This window comes from Macrococcoides caseolyticum (assembly GCF_002902665.1).
GTDB lineage: Bacteria > Bacillota > Bacilli > Staphylococcales > Staphylococcaceae > Macrococcoides > Macrococcoides caseolyticum.
On the sequence record NZ_PPRM01000030.1, the window covers coordinates 23,727 to 41,551 of the forward strand.

Genomic DNA, 17,825 nt, shown 5'->3' on the forward strand with positions numbered 1-17,825 from the left:
ATGCTTTAAGATGCTCTATTTGATTGGATTAATAAGTCATATTGTTTGAAAGTTTATTTGAAAGTTTCATAAGTAATTGATATTCTTCAGCTGATAGATTGCTGGTCATATACATATTCATAGGGGTTGCTTTAAGAGGTTCAATTAGCTCCTTAGCCTTTTCTGTTAATGTTACTTCAACTACACGTTCATCCGAAGACATTCTTATTCTCTCAACAAGACCATTCGCTTCCATCTTTTTAATGATTGGCGTAATTGTACCAGATTGAAATGCTAACTTTTCTCCGAGCTGTAATACTGGGAGTGCGTGATGTTCATCTAGAACCATTAATACGAGGTAATGTTGATAACTTAAAGAATAGGGTTTAAGAAATTCTCTATTGTATTTCTTGATGATTTCTCTTTGGACAAGATATAGTTGATAGTCCAGAGTGTCTTTATTCATAATATTGACTCCTTCTATTCAACTTTTTGACTAAACTATAACATCAATTGTAAGAGAATGATAGTAAATTTCATAAAGATGAAAGGAAATAAACAATGAAAAAAACAGCAGTGAATACTGCTGTTTAGATTCCCTTGCCGATACCGAATCCAAAATAAAGTACTGCAATAACAGCGACAAGAATGAGACGGTATATTGCAAATGGCATGAGTTTTACACGATTGATTAAACTCAGGAATAGACGAATAGATAATACTCCGAAAATAAATGCAGCGATAAAACCAACAATATAAAATAAAATCTGATCGCTATGGATATATTGTATATTGCTCGCTAAACTTTTAGCACTTGCTGCAAACATGATAGGAACTGCCATGATAAATGTAAAATCACTTGCAGCTTTATGATTCATCTTAAGCAGTACACCTGCTGAGATCGTCGATCCGCTTCTTGAGAAACCTGGCCATAATGCAAGACATTGTGCAACCCCGATTATGAGTGCCTGCTTATATGTCATTTCATCTACAGTCGTTGTATGTGTTACCTTCTTATTGAATAGGTCTGCTGCAATCATCAATAGCGCCCCTAAAGCAAGTCCGATAAGCACCGTAGGAACACTGAAGAGATGTTTGTCGATAAAGTCATCGAACAATAGTCCCATAATTCCTGCAGGTATCAATCCGATAAATATATGAAGTAAATTAAGACGTGGCCCATCAGTCTTAGTTTTTTCTATATGCAGCACTTCCAGAAATCGATGTCTGAATATCCAGGCAGCAGCAAATATGGAGCCGAGCTGAATCACGATTTTAAATGTATTGGCCGATTCCTGGCTATTAAGTACGTACTTCGTCTGTAACCACATATCATCAACTAAGATTTGATGTCCTGTTGAGGAAACCGGCGCGAATTCTGTAAGTCCTTCTACAATCCCTAGTATTAATGCTTTAACAAGCTCAAAAAAAGTCATGTCTTAACCACCTTTTAGTCATTATTAATATTTCCATGAACACTTAAAAGATTATAGCATAAACGACACTTTTCCACACTTTTCATTTCTATATGATATAAGCGAAAAAGTTTGTATTTATAATAAATGTCGTTATAATTCTTTATAGGAGTGATAATGTGAAATTTTTAACAAAATTATCTTTTAACTATAGATGGACACACTTTATATTTTTTGTATTAAGTATATTATTGAGTATTATTATTGTATTGCAAAGTGTACAAATCGGTAAGGTTGTTGATGCTGTACTTTATCATCATAAGATAGATTTTACTTTTGTTCTGTTTACGATTTTTGTCATTTTAATCTCGAGAAGCAGCGTACAGATGGCCCTAAAGGTAACGGGTAACGCGCTCAGTATTAAAGTGAAACATGAACTTAGAGCGTTTTTAAGCAAGAAGAAGGATGATGCAGGCACTGTTATGAATAATATACAGCAGGGTATAGAGGGGGTTCATCCATTCTTTAGTGACTATTTGCCACAAGTGTATCGTTCTACGTTTATTCCTTGTTCGATCCTGATATTTTTATGTTTCTTTCATTATCAGACTGCACTTATTATGTTAATTACAGCGCCTTTTATTCCTATCTTCTATATTATTATCGGTATCAATACTGAAAAAGAAGCGACACGTCAAATGCTTAGTCTCAATAGATTCTCAAACTACTTTCTAAATGTTATGAAAGGCATAATGACGATTAAAGCATTTGACTATGAAGAAAAAGCGCTGAAACAAACAGCACAATATTCTGAACGTTACAAAGAACATACCATGAAAATATTGAAGACAGCATTTCTTTCTACCTTGATGCTGGAATTTATCTCTATGCTATCAATTGGTATCATTGCTTTAGAAATCGGACTGTCTTTACTTGTCTTTCATAGTGTAAGTTTTTATACATCAGTCGTAGTGCTGATGCTGGCGCCAGAATTTTATAATGCGCTAAAGGATCTTGGTCTAGCATTTCATACAGGCAAAACAGCAGCGGGTTATGGAGAAATATTGAGTGAGCAAATGACAGAGCCCGTGTCGCAAGTGGAATATATCACAGAAGACATTATTCGTTTTACAGACGTTAGGACGTATTATGATAATAGTGAGTTTTCTCTTGATATTCCAGAACTTAATCTACCACTTGATCATTATACAATTGCTGGTGCAAGTGGCTCTGGTAAATCAACATTCGCGAAATTACTATGTAATAGGGTTCCTTTTGAAGGACAGATGTCGTTAAGTAACAAGTTACAGAACGAAGTCGTCTATTTATCACAGTTTGATGCAATTCTTTCTGATAGTGTGATCAATAATATTACAATGTTCAATGATTATGACTTTGAACAAGTCGTGGCACTAGCGAAGAAATTTAGGCTTCATGAGCGATTTATAACGATGTCTGATGGTTATGACACAATAATTGGACCGGAGGGTGAGCAGCTTTCTGGAGGGGAAATGAGAAGACTGTCATTAATGCGTGTATTTTTGTATCCAAAAAAACTGATTATTCTTGACGAACCAACGGCGATGCTGGATAAAGAAAGTCGAGATATTATACTTTCAGCAGTTGAAGAATTAAAATCGTATAGTTATGTCATGATGATTGCCCATCATGAAGCAACCGTGAAGCAAAGTAAGCAGCTGTTATATATCAAGAATGGTCATGTTAAACGTGTTTCGAATGAAGAAATGAGGTTGAATAATGATGAGATGGATGAATGAGTGGGTCAATAAATCGATTATCTTATCGATTATTATCGGTTTATTAGGAGCACTTACATCAATCGGAATGTTTAGTTTAAGTGGTCTCATGTTATCCAAGAGCGTATTGGATGTGCCGTTATATACTTTGATTGTACTTGTCGCCACAATTAAATTGTTCGGTGTCGTACGCGCAATATGTAAATATTTTGAGCGTCTTATCTCTCACGAAGCAACGTTTGAGATGCTTAAAAATATCAGGGTTAGGACAGTAGGTATACTACTTGAAAATTTTGAGCATATACAATCAGATTACAAATTGTCTGATGTGCTGAACCGTACTGTCAATAATATTGAAAAACTTCAGAATAAATTGTTGAGAGTGATTTATCCGCCGATTATCGCAATCTTGACAACATTAACAGTAATACTTGTATATATTCAGTATAGTTTGTATGCAGTAATTGTGATTGGAATCGCCATGCTGATAATGATTATCGTACTTCCTAATATATTTGCGAGACAGCTGGAAGTTGTTGTTCATAATAAATATGAATCCACTGAAAAATATGAAAATAAGCTCATGGATTATCAGCTGCATCGTGAGACAATTCAAATCTTTGATGAAGATCATCGCTTTGAGCAGCAGTTAAATAAACTGCAAGATCATATGGAAGCAAGTATAGCGAGAGAAAATAAAGTCATTACGCTGTATGATTTTCTGTTGAATGCGATATCAATGACAGCAATCTTTTTAACGATTGCTATCATGCTTATCGATCCTTCGTTAAATGTGATGATGTACCTGAGTCTTGTGATGGTCACCATTACTTTATTTGAAATGAGCATACCAATGGTGCATTATCCCTACCATAAAGCGGAATCTGATCGTGCGGAAAAAGAGATTTCTGAACTCACATATAATGATGTAAAAAAAATTAACCTCCCGTTTGAATCGTTAGAATTGTGCGATGTATCTGTTAAGAAAAAAAATATGATTCTAGATACAATCAACCTTAAGGTGACGAAGGGTCAGAAGATAGGGATTGCTGGACGTAGCGGTTCTGGGAAAACGACTTTAGTGCATACGATACTGGGTTTAAATCAGATAGAAGGAAATTATATGTTGAATGGTGATTCCTTACAATTACCTGTAGATATGTTGTCGATGTGGAATATCGCGACACAGGATAACCATTTTATTGAAGGGACAATCTCTGAAAATATGTTTGTATCTGTCGCAGATAACGAATTAGAAAGACTACTTCTGCATTTTAATCTGCCCTTCAAAGCTCAAAGTACTGTAGAAGCTTTCGGAAGTAATCTATCTGGAGGAGAAAAGAAAAGGCTGCATTTCATAAGAATGATATTAAGAAATAAAGCGCTATGGTTAATGGATGAACCTTTTAATGGCGTAGATAACGAAAACATTGAAATTATGATGTCTTATTTAAAAAGAAATAAAATTACACTGATACTCATAAGTCATGATACTGAATTATTGGATTCAATGGATGAAATTTTAGTCATGGACGCAGGTAAGATTGTAGAAAGAGGAAGTTTTCAACAATTGTACAAAAATAAATCAACATTATTTAATGCGCTTTCAGAGGGGTAATTGTTATATAAATATAATTAAAAATCGATTCTCTTGATGATATAAATAATAAATTATTATTTATATCAAATATTGTGATAAAATAATAATAAACAATAATCAGGAGGATAAACTATTGAAAGTCGCATGGATTACAGATACTGCATCAGGATGTAAGATTGGTGCTCATGAAGATCTATTTGTCGTACCGATGGGTGTGATATTAAATGATAAGCATTACCAGGATCAAGAAGAACTATCAGTGGAGGAATTCTATCGTCTACTGCAACAATATGGAGATGGCGCGAAAACGACGCAGCCTAATTTTCAGGCATTGCATGAAATTTATGAACAAATTGAAAAGCTTGGTTATACGCATGTAATTGCGATTCATCCTTCAAGTGAGCTTACAGGTTCATACCAGAATTCATTGAGAGCCAGTCAGGATGCTTCTTTAATAAGCGCTGTAATTGATTCCAGGATTGGTAGTTATCCGATGAAGGCTATGATTGATAAGGGTATGGCTTTACTTGAGGATGGGTATTCCTTTAATGAAGTCGTTGAAAAGTTAAAGGCTTATACAGAAGATACAGTGCTATTCCTGCAACCAAAAAATTTAAGTCAGATGAAAAAAAGTGGGCGTGTTTCTAAGACTCAGAGCTTTATGGCAGGATTATTAAATATTCAGCTGATTCTTCAGTTTGAAGAAGGGAAAATATATCCCGTAGAAAAAGTAAGAACTAAGAAGAAAGTCATAGAGGCAATGAAAAGGTGTGTTGAGGATAGACTTAGAACTGCACAGCCAAAAGAAATATGTGTCGTTTACGCGGGCGATAGAAACGAAGCAGATATTTATATTGAATGGTTAAAAGAAAATTACCCAGACATTCATATAACCGACGAAATACTTGTCCCAGTTGCCGGAGTTCATCTAGGTTATGGTACCGTAGGGATAGGCTGGATTAATGCATAGATAAAGAGGATTGGTGTAACCAATCCTCTTTATCTATGTTCAAACGATAGATTAATCGTTCGACAGATTATTGATAAGTTTGTTCAAGAGTGTACTATAGCATCTTCTCTCTTCCTCCGTAAATTGAGAGACTTCATGGATGATTTCAGTCACTTGATATAAATCATCCTTCATTGCAGTACTTTTATCTGTTAAAGAGATAAATACTTCTCTTTGGTCTAGTTCTGAACGTCTACGAACAATTAAGTTGTTAGCTTCCATACGTTTTAGGAGTGGTGAAATTGTCCCGGTATCTAATGACAATTCGGTAACGAGCTTCTTAACATTTACTGGAGACTCATCCCATAAAATTGAGAGTACAAGATACTGGGGATAAGTGATATTATATTTCTTGAAAATCTTATTTGAATAATATCTATTTACTTGGCGTTGTGCATTATATAAACTGAAGCACAGCTGCTCATCTAATCTAAAGTGTTCTGACATTTCTTTCCTCCTACTTTATATGCAAAAATAAATGCGTTTGCTTTTTGCATATCTCTATATTTAGTATACTCTATAATAAATGAATCACCTAACGCATTCTTTTGTAATTTAATACTAAAAAGAACGATATTCAATGCTATTTCCAATCTTTAGGTACGGGTATCGTTAAGTCTTACTGACGTTTACTGTTTAATGGAAAAATATATACAATGATCTAAAAAGGAAGGTTAAATTTATGTCTCAGAAGATGAAGATTATTATTCTTAGTGGATTTCTAGGGAGTGGTAAGACAACTTTATTACTCAATATATTAAAACATAATAAAGAAAAGAACAATTCCAATATCGCAATATTAATGAACGAACTTGGTGGTTTTAATGTTGACTCTAAAATCATCGGAGAAGAAACGCCGTATAATGAATTATTGAATGGCTGTATCTGCTGCGATTTAAAACAGGATGTAGCAGTGCAAATCAGTGATCTCTATCATCGACATCATCCGGACTATGTCATTATCGAGGCAACTGGTGTAGCACATCCTGTAGAAATTTATGATGCTTGTACAGATCCAGTGCTGACACCTATCGCCGATGTTTATAATATCACTACGATAGTAGATGCTAAGCGTTTTCTCGGACGATTCAAATATACTGAATCTACGAGAAGACTGATGGAAGAACAGGTAAAATATGCAGATATTGTGATTGTAAATAAGATAGATACAATAGAGAACGCTGAGCGCATAGAACTATCGCACCATTTGATGCAGATCAATGCGCGAGCACAAATGATAGAAACGTCCTACAGTGAGATTGAATTCAACCTTTTAGAGCAAAAAGGAAACGAGCAGCACGGTGATATACATATGCATCATGGGATATCGTCTGTTGTGTATACGTTTAATGGACCGATTGATTCACGTGCGTTCGTAAAATGGTTAACACAGTTACCCGATAGTGTTTTAAGGGTGAAAGGATTTATTAAGTTCAGAGAGAATAAAGAACAGACCGTATTGTTTCAGTACGCCTATGGTATTCCTCAGTATGAAGAAGAACTAATGAATTTACCGCTTAAACTGGTGGTTATTGGTGAAGGATTAGATAAGCATAAAATTATGGATCAATTGGATCAGCTGCAATTTAGTTAAGAAATGTGAAGGTTTTATCACATTTCTTATTTTTTCTCTTTTTTTGATTGTAAATGAATGAATTTGGTTGACATTGAATGCAAACAATCATATTATGAAAGTGTTCACAAAGGAGGTCTCCTATGCTAACAATTGAAAGACATAATACAATATTAAGGCTTTTAGAAATACATGAAATTATTACGCTTCAAATGCTTATCGATGAGACGCATTGCAGTGAGTCTACAATAAGAAGAGATCTTTCTACATTAGAAGATGAAGGTCAGTTGATTCGCATTCATGGGGGCGCGAAAAAGGTGACCGAAAAACATAGAGATATCGCACTCTCTGTGAAGTCTACGAAAAAAACGAAGGAAAAAGAAGAAATCGCCAAGGTAGCTGCGGCACAAGTGAGGAATAATGACTGTATCTATCTGGATGCAGGGAGTAGCACATTAATGATGATTCCTTATTTGGATCAAGCGCATATCACCATTGTAACGAATGGTTTGACACATGTACCCCCGCTTGTTGAAAAGGGCTATGAAGTCTATATGATTGGTGGTTATATCAAATCGGATACACATGCAAGCATTGGTGTACAGGCAATAGAAAATTTGAAGCAGTTTCGCTTTGATAAAGCATTCATGGGTGCAAACGGCGTACATCTAACACAAGGCATCACAACTCCGGATATCGAAGAAGCCTATGTAAAGCGAAAGGCAATTGAAAAAGCTGAACAAGTCTACTTTTTAGTTGATGACAGCAAGTTTGATGAAGTGACATTTGCGAAAGTATTAGACATGCAAGAAGGTAGAACGATGCTGATTACGAATCGTGAGAATAACCTTCAGCATCGATATAGTAAATATTTAATATAGGAGGCAGTTTATGATTTATACAATAACATTAAATCCATCTATCGATTATGTGATGTTTACGGATGGATTTGAAACTGGAGCATTGAATCGCGCACAGACGACGTATAAGTTTGCAGGTGGTAAGGGAATCAATGTTTCAAGGGTACTTAAATCATTGAACACAGAATCTACTGTTCTAGGCTTTCTAGGTGGATTTCCTGGGCAATTTATCAAAGACAAATTACAGGCGAGTAATATCCAAGTGGATTGTGTGGAAGTAGAAAGTGATACGCGTATCAATGTGAAATTAAAAGGGATGAACGAAACAGAAATCAACGCACCAGGTCCAGATATTAATGAAGAGAATATTCAGCAGCTGATGAACAAACTTAAAGGGTTAACATCTGAAGATACTGTTGTAATTGCAGGTAGTATTCCATCTTCGATGCCATCTGATATTTATGCACAGATTGCAGAGCTTTGCCATGAACGACAGATTAAATTTGTAGTTGATGCAGAAAAAGACTTACTAAACTCTGTATTACCTTATAACCCGTTGTTTATTAAGCCGAATATTGTGGAATTAGAAGAGATGTTTAATACAACGTTGACAACAGATGACGCAATTTATGAAGCAGCGAAGCGATTATTGGATAAAGGTGCTCAGATGGTATTTGTTTCTATGGGTGGAGACGGTGCGATGTTAGTTACTGAAGAACAATGCTTGAAGGCAATGGTACCGAAAGGACAAGTTGTAAATACTGTCGGCTCAGGAGATTCAACAGTAGCAGGAATGGTTGCCGGATTAACGAATGGCTTATCATTAACATCCGCGTTTAGACAAGCGATTGCTTGTGGTACAGCGACAGCATTTACAGAAGACTTAGCAACAAATGAAGAAATTCAAGAGATAATAAACCAAATACAAATTGAAGAGCTTTAATAAATAGGAGGGAAAATAATGAGGATCACTGATTTGCTTACATTTGATACGATGGCAATGGATTTACAAGCGACAACGAAAGACGGTGTGATCGATGAGTTAGTCGATACATTATCAGCTGCTGGTATATTATCAGACAAAGCATCATTTAAAGAAGCAATACACGCACGTGAAGCACAGAGTACTACAGGTGTTGGTGAAGGGATTGCAATTCCCCACGCGAAAAATGACGCGGTTAAGAAACCAGCTATAGCATTTGGTAAAGCGGTAGATGGCATCGATTACGATTCACTTGATGGGCAACCAGCGCGCTTATTCTTTATGATTGCAGCACCTGCAGGAGGTGCACAGACACATCTGGAGGCTTTAGCGAAGTTATCAGGTATATTAATGAATGAAGATGTTAGAACTGAATTACTACATGCTAAGACTAAAGAAGAAGTTATCGAAACAATTAACTTGCATGATGAAATTGAAAAAGATGAAGAAGTCGTATTGGCACCTACTGGAGATGAGGATGATGATAACCTCGTGTTAGCCGTTACTGCATGTCCTACAGGAATCGCACATACGTATATGGCAGCAGATGCATTAAAGAATCAAGCTGTTAAGATGGGTGTGCCGATTAAAGTTGAGACAAATGGTTCAGGAGGCATTAAAAACAGATTAACAGAGGAAGAAATTAAAAAAGCAAAAGGTATTATCGTTGCAGCAGACGTGAATGTTGAAACTAATCGTTTCCATGGTAAGAATGTTGTGACAGTACCAGTAGCAGATGGCATTAAACGTCCTGAAGAGTTGATTAATATGGCTTTAGATACAACGAGACCAGCATATGTAGCAAAGGATGATAAAGGTGCTACGAATTCCAGTGGAGAGCGTAAAGGATTTTATAAACACTTGATGAGCGGTGTATCTAATATGCTACCTTTCGTTGTTGCAGGTGGGATATTAATGGCTATTGCATTTATGTTTGGCATTACATCGTTCGATCCGACGAAATCAGATTATCATCCGTTTGCAGAAGCGTTATGGGCGATTGGGAATAAGTCTGCATTCGCCTTAATGGTTCCGATATTAGCAGGTTTCATCGCAATGAGTATTGCAGATCGTCCTGGATTGGCACCAGGTATGGTTGGAGGTATGTTAGCTGTTATGGGCGGTTCAGGCTTCCTTGGTGGATTGATTGCCGGATTCTTAGCAGGTTATTTAGTAGAAGCAATTAAGAAGATGTTAAGTGGCATGCCACAAGCATTAGATGGATTAAAACCGACGCTATTATATCCATTACTTGGTGTAACAAGCACAGGATTAATTATGTACTACATTATCAACCCACCAGCGAGCTGGTTAAATAAATTAATGGCAGATACTTTAAATAGTATGGATGGAACGAATATTGTATTACTTGGTTTAGTGTTAGGTGGTATGATGGCCATTGATATGGGTGGGCCATTTAATAAGGCATCATACGCATTCGGATTTGCAGCAATTGAAGCGGGGAACTACGCACCGATTACTGCTGCGATGATAGGTGGAATGGTTCCACCATTAGCAATAGCGCTATCAATGATTTTATTTAAGAAAAAATATACAAAGACACAACGTGGCTCAATTGTTTCAAATATCGTAATGGGAGCATCATTCATTACTGAAGGTGCAATTCCATTTGCAGCAGCAGATCCATTACGTGTCATTCCATCAATGATTGCAGGAAGTGCAACTGCCGGAGCACTTGCAATGGCATTCGGATGTCGTGTTCCAGCACCGCATGGTGGTATATTCGTAATTGGACTTGATAAAGCGCACTGGCCGATGTTCTTACTTGCATTACTCATCGGTGTTGTCGTATCAGCAGTCATTTACGGTTTAATTAAGAAACGTCCAGAAGAACTAGAAGTGAAATAAAGTATAAATTAAACCCTGCCGTACTAAAATAAAAGTACGGCAGGGTTTTTTGAAATATTTTCAATAGATTGACATATTATAAATCTTTTCTCATTATTTACTGCGTAATATATAATAAATAGGGTATAATATCATTACTTATTAATTGTGAATGAAAAGAACGGATGATATGGATGCTATATTATAAAACATATATAAAAGATAAAGATGCACCTTGGATTACATTTATTCATGGTGCAGGGGGAAGCTCGACGATTTGGTTTAAACAGATACGATACTTTAGAAAAGATTTTAACATATTACTCGTAGATCTTCGCGGACATGGGCGTTCGTCCGAAGTAATCTGGAAGAAAGAAGACTCATTTAAAACACTGGCCTCAGAAGTTGTCGAAGTACTGGATGAACTTGGGATTCAAAAGACACATATTATCGGAATGAGCTTGGGGACAATTGTTTCTCAAACAGTGGCGAATAAATATCCTGAACGAGTAATATCACTTGTTCTAGGAGGTGCGATTATATCACTTGATATTCGTACGAAATTCTTGCTGATGATTGGGCGCCTAACAAAGAATTTTATTCCGTTTATGTTGCTATATAAACTGTTTGCATGGATTATTATGCCGAAGAAGGCTCATGAAGAATCACGTCTCGCCTTCATAAACGAAGCAAAGAAGATGAGTCAGAAGCAATTTGTGAAATGGTTTAGTTTGACGAAACTGATCAATCCTTATCTCAGTCATCTACAAGTCGCAACGAAGACTATACCAACATTGTTTATTATGGGAGAAGAGGATTATTTGTTTATCCCGCCCGTGGAAAAAGTAGTAAAAGAAAATGGAAACTTTAGCCTGGAAGTGATTAAAGATTCTGGACATGTATGTAATATAGATCAGCCAGAACGTTTTAATGATTTGAGTAAAACATTTATTAATGTCCATTCCGCTAATGCTTAAAGCTCTAATTTAGATATTACAGTGTATTTAAATACACTGTAATATTAATGTACACAAATTTGTGATAAAATATTGAGTAATCTACCGAGGAGGTGACTACTGTTGGGAAGGTCATAAATTGTATAAAAGCAAATTTAAATCAAGAAATAATTGTAACAAAAATCAAATGTGACTTGCGTAGTCACCAAATATATTCCGGAGGTGAATCCCTAGTATTAGGGAATTAATTGGACATACAGACCATATCAAATTTATTATTATTTGCATTATTAATCGCACTCACTGCATTATTCGTAGGATCAGAATTTAGTTTAGTTAAGGTAAGAACTTCAAGAATTGATCAGCTTGTATCAGAAGGTAATTCTGCTGCAAAGATTGTACAACATATGGTGCATCATCTAGATTATTATTTATCAGCATGTCAGCTTGGTATTACAGTAACAGCTTTAGGGCTTGGTTGGATTGGTGAATCAACATTCGAAGCATTAATTCACCCTGTTTTACATTTATTCCATATCCCAACTGATTTAAGTAAGCCGATAACGATATTCTTGAGTTTCTTTATCGTGACATTTATTCACGTAGTTATCGGAGAACTTGCACCGAAGTCTCTAGCTATCCAGTATGCCGAGAGGATGACTTTAGCATTTGCTAGACCCCTTTATTTCTTTGGCATTATTATGAAACCATTGATCTTTGCTATGAACGGTACGGCCCGTTTAATCTTACGTATCTTTGGTGTCCAGCCTGCAGATCATGAACAGGCGATGAGTGAAGAAGAGCTGAAGATTATTATGACACAGAGTTATCAAGGTGGTGAAATCAACCATACAGAGCTTGCGTATATGCAGAACATCTTCAGTTTTGACGAGCGATTAGCAAAGGATATTATGGTACCGAGAACGCAGATGGTAACATTAACACAACCATTCAATATTGATGAGTTGTTGGAAGTGATTAATGAACATCAGTTTACACGTTATCCAATTACTGAAGATGGTGACAAAGACCATATCATTGGATTTATTAATGTGAAAGAATTTTTAACGAAATATGCTTCAGGTAATCCTGTACGTATTAAGGATCATATTCATGATCTCCCGTTAATTCATGAAGTGACGCGTATTAGTGATGCTTTAATTAAGATGCAGCGTGAACGTGTGCATATGGCACTTGTTATTGATGAATATGGCGGTACAGCAGGGATTATTACGATGGAAGACATATTGGAAGAGATTGTCGGAGAGATTCGTGACGAATTTGATGAAGATGAAGTGAATGATATTATTAAGACTGGAGACAATACATACCAGATTAATGGTCGTGTATTGTTAGATGATATTACTGAGAAGTTTGGTATAGAGTTTGAAGATTCAGACGATATCGATACGATAGGGGGCTGGATTCAAGCGCAAAACCCTGATATCGAGAAAGATGATTACATTGATACTAAGTATGACAAATGGGTTGTATTAGAATCTGAGAATCATCAGATTATCACTGTTGCATTACATAAAGACTTCAATGCTTCAAGAAATAATCCAGACGAAGAAGAGGAAGCGTAATATGGAAAGTAGTACTTTGAAGAGCGTGTTTAGATTCTTTGGTTTTCTAGAAGGGGGGTCGCTCTTATTGTTATTAGGTATTGCAATGCCTCTTAAATATTTAGCTGGAAAGCCTGAAGTTGTAACAATAATTGGTTCAATTCATGGGTTTTTATTCACAGTATATATAATTACATTAATATTAATAACGATTCAGACGAAATGGCCCCTAAAGTGGTCGGTCATCGGTCTTATTGTGGCATTTATACCATTTGGTACATTTGTATATGATCATTATTATATTCGTTCAAAATATTATTGAAGCGTGTGAGGCAGGCAATGCCTCAGACGCTTTTACTTTGAAAGGTTGCTGGTTGTATGAGAATTAATAAGTTTTTATCAGAAGCGGGCATTTGCTCACGTCGTGGAGCTGATAAGTGGATCGAGGCAGGACGCATAAAGATTAATGGTGTTAAAGCTGAACTTGGCAGTAAGGTGACAGAAGATGATAGTGTGGAAGTCGATAACAAAGTTGTGACATTGAACACGGATAAAGGATACGTATATATTAAACTGAATAAACCTCGGGGTATTACATCGACAACTGAGCGCCATATTAAAGGGAATATCGTTGATTTTGTGGGGCATAGTGAACGTATATTTCATATCGGTAGATTAGATAAAGATTCAGAAGGCTTAATCCTACTCACGAACGATGGTGATATCGTAAACGAAATATTACGTAAGGAAGGCCGACATGAAAAAGAATATATCGTAACTGTTGATAAACCGATAACTGATGATTTTGTGAAACAGATGTCTGAAGGTGTTGCAATATTGGATACTGTGACATTACCTGCAGAAGTTGAGAAGTTAAATACAAAGACATTCAAAATTATATTAACACAAGGATTGAATCGACAAATCAGGCGTATGACAGAAGCATTAGGATATGAAGTGAAGCAATTACGTCGCATTCGCGTGATGAATATATTGGTGGATGACTTAAAACTTGGGGAATGGAAAGATTTAACTGAAGCTGAAAAGGATGAACTGTTTTCGATGTTAAAGTATGTGCCAAAGCGTTAAACCTATGTAAATCAGAAAAAAAGCGTCAAAACGATAAAGAAAATATCGTTCTGGCGCTTTTATGCATTAATCACTGAACATATCAAATAGTCCACCGATACCGCTTTCTCCTTTTTGTTTACCAGTAACAGGAGCTGCAGCAAAGATTCTGCTTGCGAATCTTGAGAATGGTAGTGATTGCACATAAACGGTTCCTGGACCACGTAATCGTGCTAAAAATATACCTTCTCCACCAAAAAGTTTTGTTTTAAGTCCCGATACTGTTTCGATTTCGTACGCTACATCTTTTGTCATACCTACTAAACAGCCTGTATCTACAAGTAACGTCTCTCCAGGTTGTAGATCACGTTTCATTATGGCACCCCCTGCATGGATAAATGCCATACCATCGCCCGATAGACGTTGCATGATAAATCCTTCTCCACCGAAGAAGCCAACGCCTAAACGTTTCTGAAGTGCAATTCCAATTTGTACGCCTTTAGCAGCTGCTAGAAACGCATCTTTCTGACAAATAAATTCGCCCCCAAATTGAGATAAATCAATCGGAATAATTTTACCAGGGTATGGTGCTGCGAAATAGACATGGTCTTTACCCGTTCCACGGTTTGTAAATGTTGTCATAAACAAACTTTCACCTGTTAATGTACGACGGCCTGCTGCGAATAATTTATCCATAAAGCCATTGCCACCACTTGTTGAACCATCACCAAAGATTGTTTCCATATGGATATTTGGGTTGATCATCATCATACTGCCTGCTTCAGATATTACTGTTTCATTCGGATCAAGCTCAATTTCAACATATTGCATATCATCGCCATAAATTTTGTAGTCTATTTCGTGATTGTTCATTATTTTCCTCCATTTATTAAGATTATCATTATTATACTAAATATTTGAAGCGTCTAAAAATATAATGATATTCATTTTGTAAGAAAGCTTGTTTAGTGTATGATTTAAATAAAGGAGATGATAATGATGAACCATATTCAGCTAAACAATGGTGTAACTATGCCGCAAATTGGACTCGGTGTCTACAAGATTTCGGATGAAACAATGTCAGAGGTCGTCAATGCCGCACTAGATGCGGGATATCGTGCGTTCGATACGGCGCACTTCTATTTTAATGAAGCCTCGCTCGGTAAAGCATTGAAAGAAAGCAATATACCACGAGAAGAACTGTTTATTACGACGAAACTGTGGAATGATCATCAGGGATATGAATCAACGAAGAAAGCATTCAATGATTCACTTCAGAAATTAGATATGGATTATGTAGATCTTTATTTAATTCACTGGCCATGTCCGGAAGACGGATTATTCGTTGAAAGTTACAAAGCGATGGAAGAACTGTATCATGAAGGTAAGATCAAAGCATTAGGTGTTGCTAACTTTAAAGAACATCATCTGGATAAGCTGTTACAGGAAACAACTGTAGTGCCTGCAGTAAATCAAATCGAGTATCATCCGATCTTTAATCAGGACAATTTGCAGCAATACTGTAAAGATAAAGGCATTGCAGTTACTGCATGGAGTCCGTTAATGCGTGGTGGAGAACTGTTTGAAGATGGAACATTGAAACGCATCGCAGAAAAATATAACAAAACAGTAGCACAAGTCATTATTAGATGGCATATCGACAGTGGACGAATCGTCATTCCTAAGTCATCAAACATAGAACGTATTAAAGAAAATATTGATGTATGTCATTTTGAGTTAATGGAACAAGATATAGAAGCAATTAATAATTTAAATAGAAATGAACGTCAATTTAAAGATCCGGATAAGATTAAAATTGGGGATATGAAGTAAATATTGAATAAACGATGAGATGGTGATGTTCAATGGCACCATCTCTTTTTCATGAGTTCGTCACAATTAATGTTTTTTAACATATATATTAAATGTATGTTTGTTGTACAATAAGTTTGAGGTGAGCGTATGAAATTTAAAAAACCAAACCAGCATGGCGCATGGGCAATGATTATTATGCCTGTATTGTTCGGAATGTTTGCAACAAAGTTTAATATATTTCAGCTGCTCTTTTTTGCAGGATGGTTTATGACATTTTTCTTTGCAGATCATTTTCTGTTTTATGTGAAGCAGAGAAAGAAGCAAATTGGGTATTTAAAGTGCGCATTATTGTTTTTATTCATCGCTGCAATTTGTTATATACCGATAATCATTTATGAATATAAAGTTATGATGTTTTTCTTAGCAATGCTACCGTTTGGTATTATCAATTATTTCTTTGCAAAAGCACGAAACGAACGCCATATTGTTAATGATTTCTCAGCAGTTATGATTTTCTCGATTGCAGGCGTGCTGACATACTATATTCAATCTCATCAATTTGAATGGCCAATGATTTATGTATTCGGATTAAGTGTAGCGTACTTCATTGGAACAGTATTCTACGTGAAGACGATGATTCGTGAGAAGAAGAATATCCATTATCGTAATATGTCATGGGTATACCATGTTTTACTTGTTATCGTAGGCTACTTTATTCATCCACTGTTACTCATCGCATTTTTACCGAGTTTGATTCGTGCAGTAATATTATACGGAAAGCAGCTTAAACCGATTAAAATAGGGGTGCTAGAAATTGCGAATGCGGTGTTTATTATAATATTTATCGGTTTATTTTTTAATATCATCACATAAAAATAAGAGCAGCGAATTCGCTGCTCTTACTGTTTGCCGTATATTAACGACGTTTGTGCATTAATTGTAATACAATTGATACGATTGCGATTAATAGGATTGTCCCTACTAATGCTGGTAAGATGTACACGCCCCAGATTTCAGGACCCCATGCACCTAATAATTTACCACCGACTGATGCACCTAAAAGACCAGCGATGATGTTACCAATTTTTCCACCAGGAATATCAGTGCCCATAATCATACCAGCGATCCAACCAATTAGACCACCCATAATTAGCATTAAAATAAATCCTAACATAATAATTTCCTCCTATTAGAAAACAATTTAAACGTATAATAATAAAAACGTTTATAAGCTTTTCTGCCTATGTAAGGTATATACCCCATAAAAATCGTAATAAACACCTGAATATAAAAATAATAAAAAAGTTAAGGAATATTAAAATCAAGCTTATTGATTTTTAAACAATGAGCTTGATTTTAAATAGATAATGTAAAATATAGTAGGGATAATATATAGAT

Annotated in this window: 17 protein-coding genes and 1 pseudogene; 13 read left to right on the plus strand and 5 right to left on the minus strand. The window is 35.9% G+C overall.

Features of this window, described 5'->3' with window-relative positions:
- Window positions 1–28 precede the first annotated feature (28 nt).
- Entirely contained in the window at window positions 29–445 is a 417-nt protein-coding gene (locus CD152_RS05760) for a MarR family winged helix-turn-helix transcriptional regulator (RefSeq protein ID WP_086038188.1), read from the minus strand.
- 124 nt (window positions 446–569) lie between these two features.
- Window positions 570–1,415: an undecaprenyl-diphosphate phosphatase gene (locus CD152_RS05765; RefSeq protein ID WP_086038190.1), complete on the minus strand. Its 846-nt coding sequence runs from the start codon at window positions 1,413–1,415 to the stop codon at window positions 570–572.
- Between the two features lie 158 nt (window positions 1,416–1,573).
- On the opposite strand from CD152_RS05765, the gene CD152_RS05770 reads away from it, so the two are divergent.
- The 3 genes from CD152_RS05770 to CD152_RS05780 all read left to right on the plus strand — a co-directional run bounded on the left by CD152_RS05770 (window position 1,574) and on the right by CD152_RS05780 (window position 5,721).
- On the plus strand, window positions 1,574–3,172 hold the full coding sequence (locus tag CD152_RS05770; protein WP_086038191.1) for an ABC transporter transmembrane domain-containing protein: 1,599 nt from the start codon (window positions 1,574–1,576) through the stop codon (window positions 3,170–3,172).
- Window positions 3,153–4,769 (plus strand): amino acid ABC transporter ATP-binding/permease protein, encoded by a 1,617-nt coding sequence (locus tag CD152_RS05775; RefSeq protein ID WP_086038193.1) that lies wholly within the window; start codon window positions 3,153–3,155, stop codon window positions 4,767–4,769. The genes CD152_RS05770 and CD152_RS05775 overlap by 20 nt, the downstream gene beginning before the upstream one ends.
- A gap of 115 nt (window positions 4,770–4,884) precedes the next feature.
- On the plus strand, window positions 4,885–5,721 hold the full coding sequence (locus CD152_RS05780; protein WP_157819664.1) for a DegV family protein: 837 nt from the start codon (window positions 4,885–4,887) through the stop codon (window positions 5,719–5,721).
- A gap of 176 nt (window positions 5,722–5,897) precedes the next feature.
- Here CD152_RS05780 and CD152_RS05785 read toward each other — a convergent pair.
- Window positions 5,898–6,207, minus strand: a pseudogene (locus CD152_RS05785) (MarR family winged helix-turn-helix transcriptional regulator); the annotation flags it as partial.
- A gap of 235 nt (window positions 6,208–6,442) precedes the next feature.
- Between CD152_RS05785 and CD152_RS05790 the strand changes: the two are divergent.
- The 8 genes from CD152_RS05790 (at window position 6,443) to CD152_RS05825 (ending at window position 14,633) form a co-directional block, all read left to right on the plus strand.
- Window positions 6,443–7,354 (plus strand): CobW family GTP-binding protein, encoded by a 912-nt coding sequence (locus tag CD152_RS05790; RefSeq protein WP_086038198.1) that lies wholly within the window; start codon window positions 6,443–6,445, stop codon window positions 7,352–7,354.
- A 122-nt stretch (window positions 7,355–7,476) separates the two neighbouring features.
- Window positions 7,477–8,214: a DeoR/GlpR family DNA-binding transcription regulator gene (locus CD152_RS05795; protein ID WP_012656360.1), complete on the plus strand. Its 738-nt coding sequence runs from the start codon at window positions 7,477–7,479 to the stop codon at window positions 8,212–8,214.
- A 10-nt stretch (window positions 8,215–8,224) separates the two neighbouring features.
- Entirely contained in the window at window positions 8,225–9,136 is a 912-nt protein-coding gene (gene pfkB, locus CD152_RS05800; protein WP_086038200.1) for a 1-phosphofructokinase, read from the plus strand.
- Window positions 9,137–9,154: 18 nt separating this feature from the next.
- Window positions 9,155–11,044, plus strand: a complete 1,890-nt coding sequence (locus CD152_RS05805; RefSeq protein WP_086038202.1) for a PTS fructose transporter subunit IIABC — start codon at window positions 9,155–9,157, stop codon at window positions 11,042–11,044.
- 173 nt (window positions 11,045–11,217) lie between these two features.
- Window positions 11,218–12,000 carry an alpha/beta fold hydrolase gene (locus CD152_RS05810; protein WP_012656363.1) on the plus strand — a complete coding sequence of 261 codons (783 nt, stop codon included), beginning with the start codon at window positions 11,218–11,220 and terminating at the stop codon, window positions 11,998–12,000.
- A 227-nt stretch (window positions 12,001–12,227) separates the two neighbouring features.
- Complete coding sequence (locus tag CD152_RS05815) at window positions 12,228–13,565, plus strand: hemolysin family protein (protein ID WP_086038204.1); 1,338 nt, start codon at window positions 12,228–12,230, stop codon at window positions 13,563–13,565.
- A gap of 1 nt (window position 13,566) precedes the next feature.
- Window positions 13,567–13,866, plus strand: coding sequence for a DUF3817 domain-containing protein (locus CD152_RS05820; protein ID WP_086038206.1), 300 nt, complete (start codon window positions 13,567–13,569; stop codon window positions 13,864–13,866).
- A gap of 56 nt (window positions 13,867–13,922) precedes the next feature.
- Window positions 13,923–14,633 (plus strand): pseudouridine synthase, encoded by a 711-nt coding sequence (locus CD152_RS05825; RefSeq protein ID WP_086038207.1) that lies wholly within the window; start codon window positions 13,923–13,925, stop codon window positions 14,631–14,633.
- Between the two features lie 66 nt (window positions 14,634–14,699).
- Here the strand turns inward: CD152_RS05825 and CD152_RS05830 are convergent, their stop codons facing one another.
- The gene (locus CD152_RS05830; RefSeq protein WP_086038209.1) at window positions 14,700–15,485 is read right to left on the minus strand and encodes a TIGR00266 family protein; all 786 of its coding nucleotides are present in this window, start codon (window positions 15,483–15,485) and stop codon (window positions 14,700–14,702) included.
- A gap of 123 nt (window positions 15,486–15,608) precedes the next feature.
- Between CD152_RS05830 and CD152_RS05835 the strand changes: the two genes are divergently transcribed.
- The gene (locus CD152_RS05835; RefSeq protein WP_086038211.1) at window positions 15,609–16,445 is read left to right on the plus strand and encodes an aldo/keto reductase; all 837 of its coding nucleotides are present in this window, start codon (window positions 15,609–15,611) and stop codon (window positions 16,443–16,445) included.
- 129 nt (window positions 16,446–16,574) lie between these two features.
- Window positions 16,575–17,300, plus strand: coding sequence for a YwiC-like family protein (locus CD152_RS05840; protein ID WP_086038212.1), 726 nt, complete (start codon window positions 16,575–16,577; stop codon window positions 17,298–17,300).
- 43 nt (window positions 17,301–17,343) lie between these two features.
- Here the strand turns inward: CD152_RS05840 and CD152_RS05845 are convergent, their stop codons facing one another.
- A complete protein-coding gene (locus tag CD152_RS05845) occupies window positions 17,344–17,601 on the minus strand; it encodes a GlsB/YeaQ/YmgE family stress response membrane protein (RefSeq protein WP_086038214.1) in 258 nt (85 codons plus the stop codon).
- Window positions 17,602–17,825 lie beyond the last annotated feature (224 nt).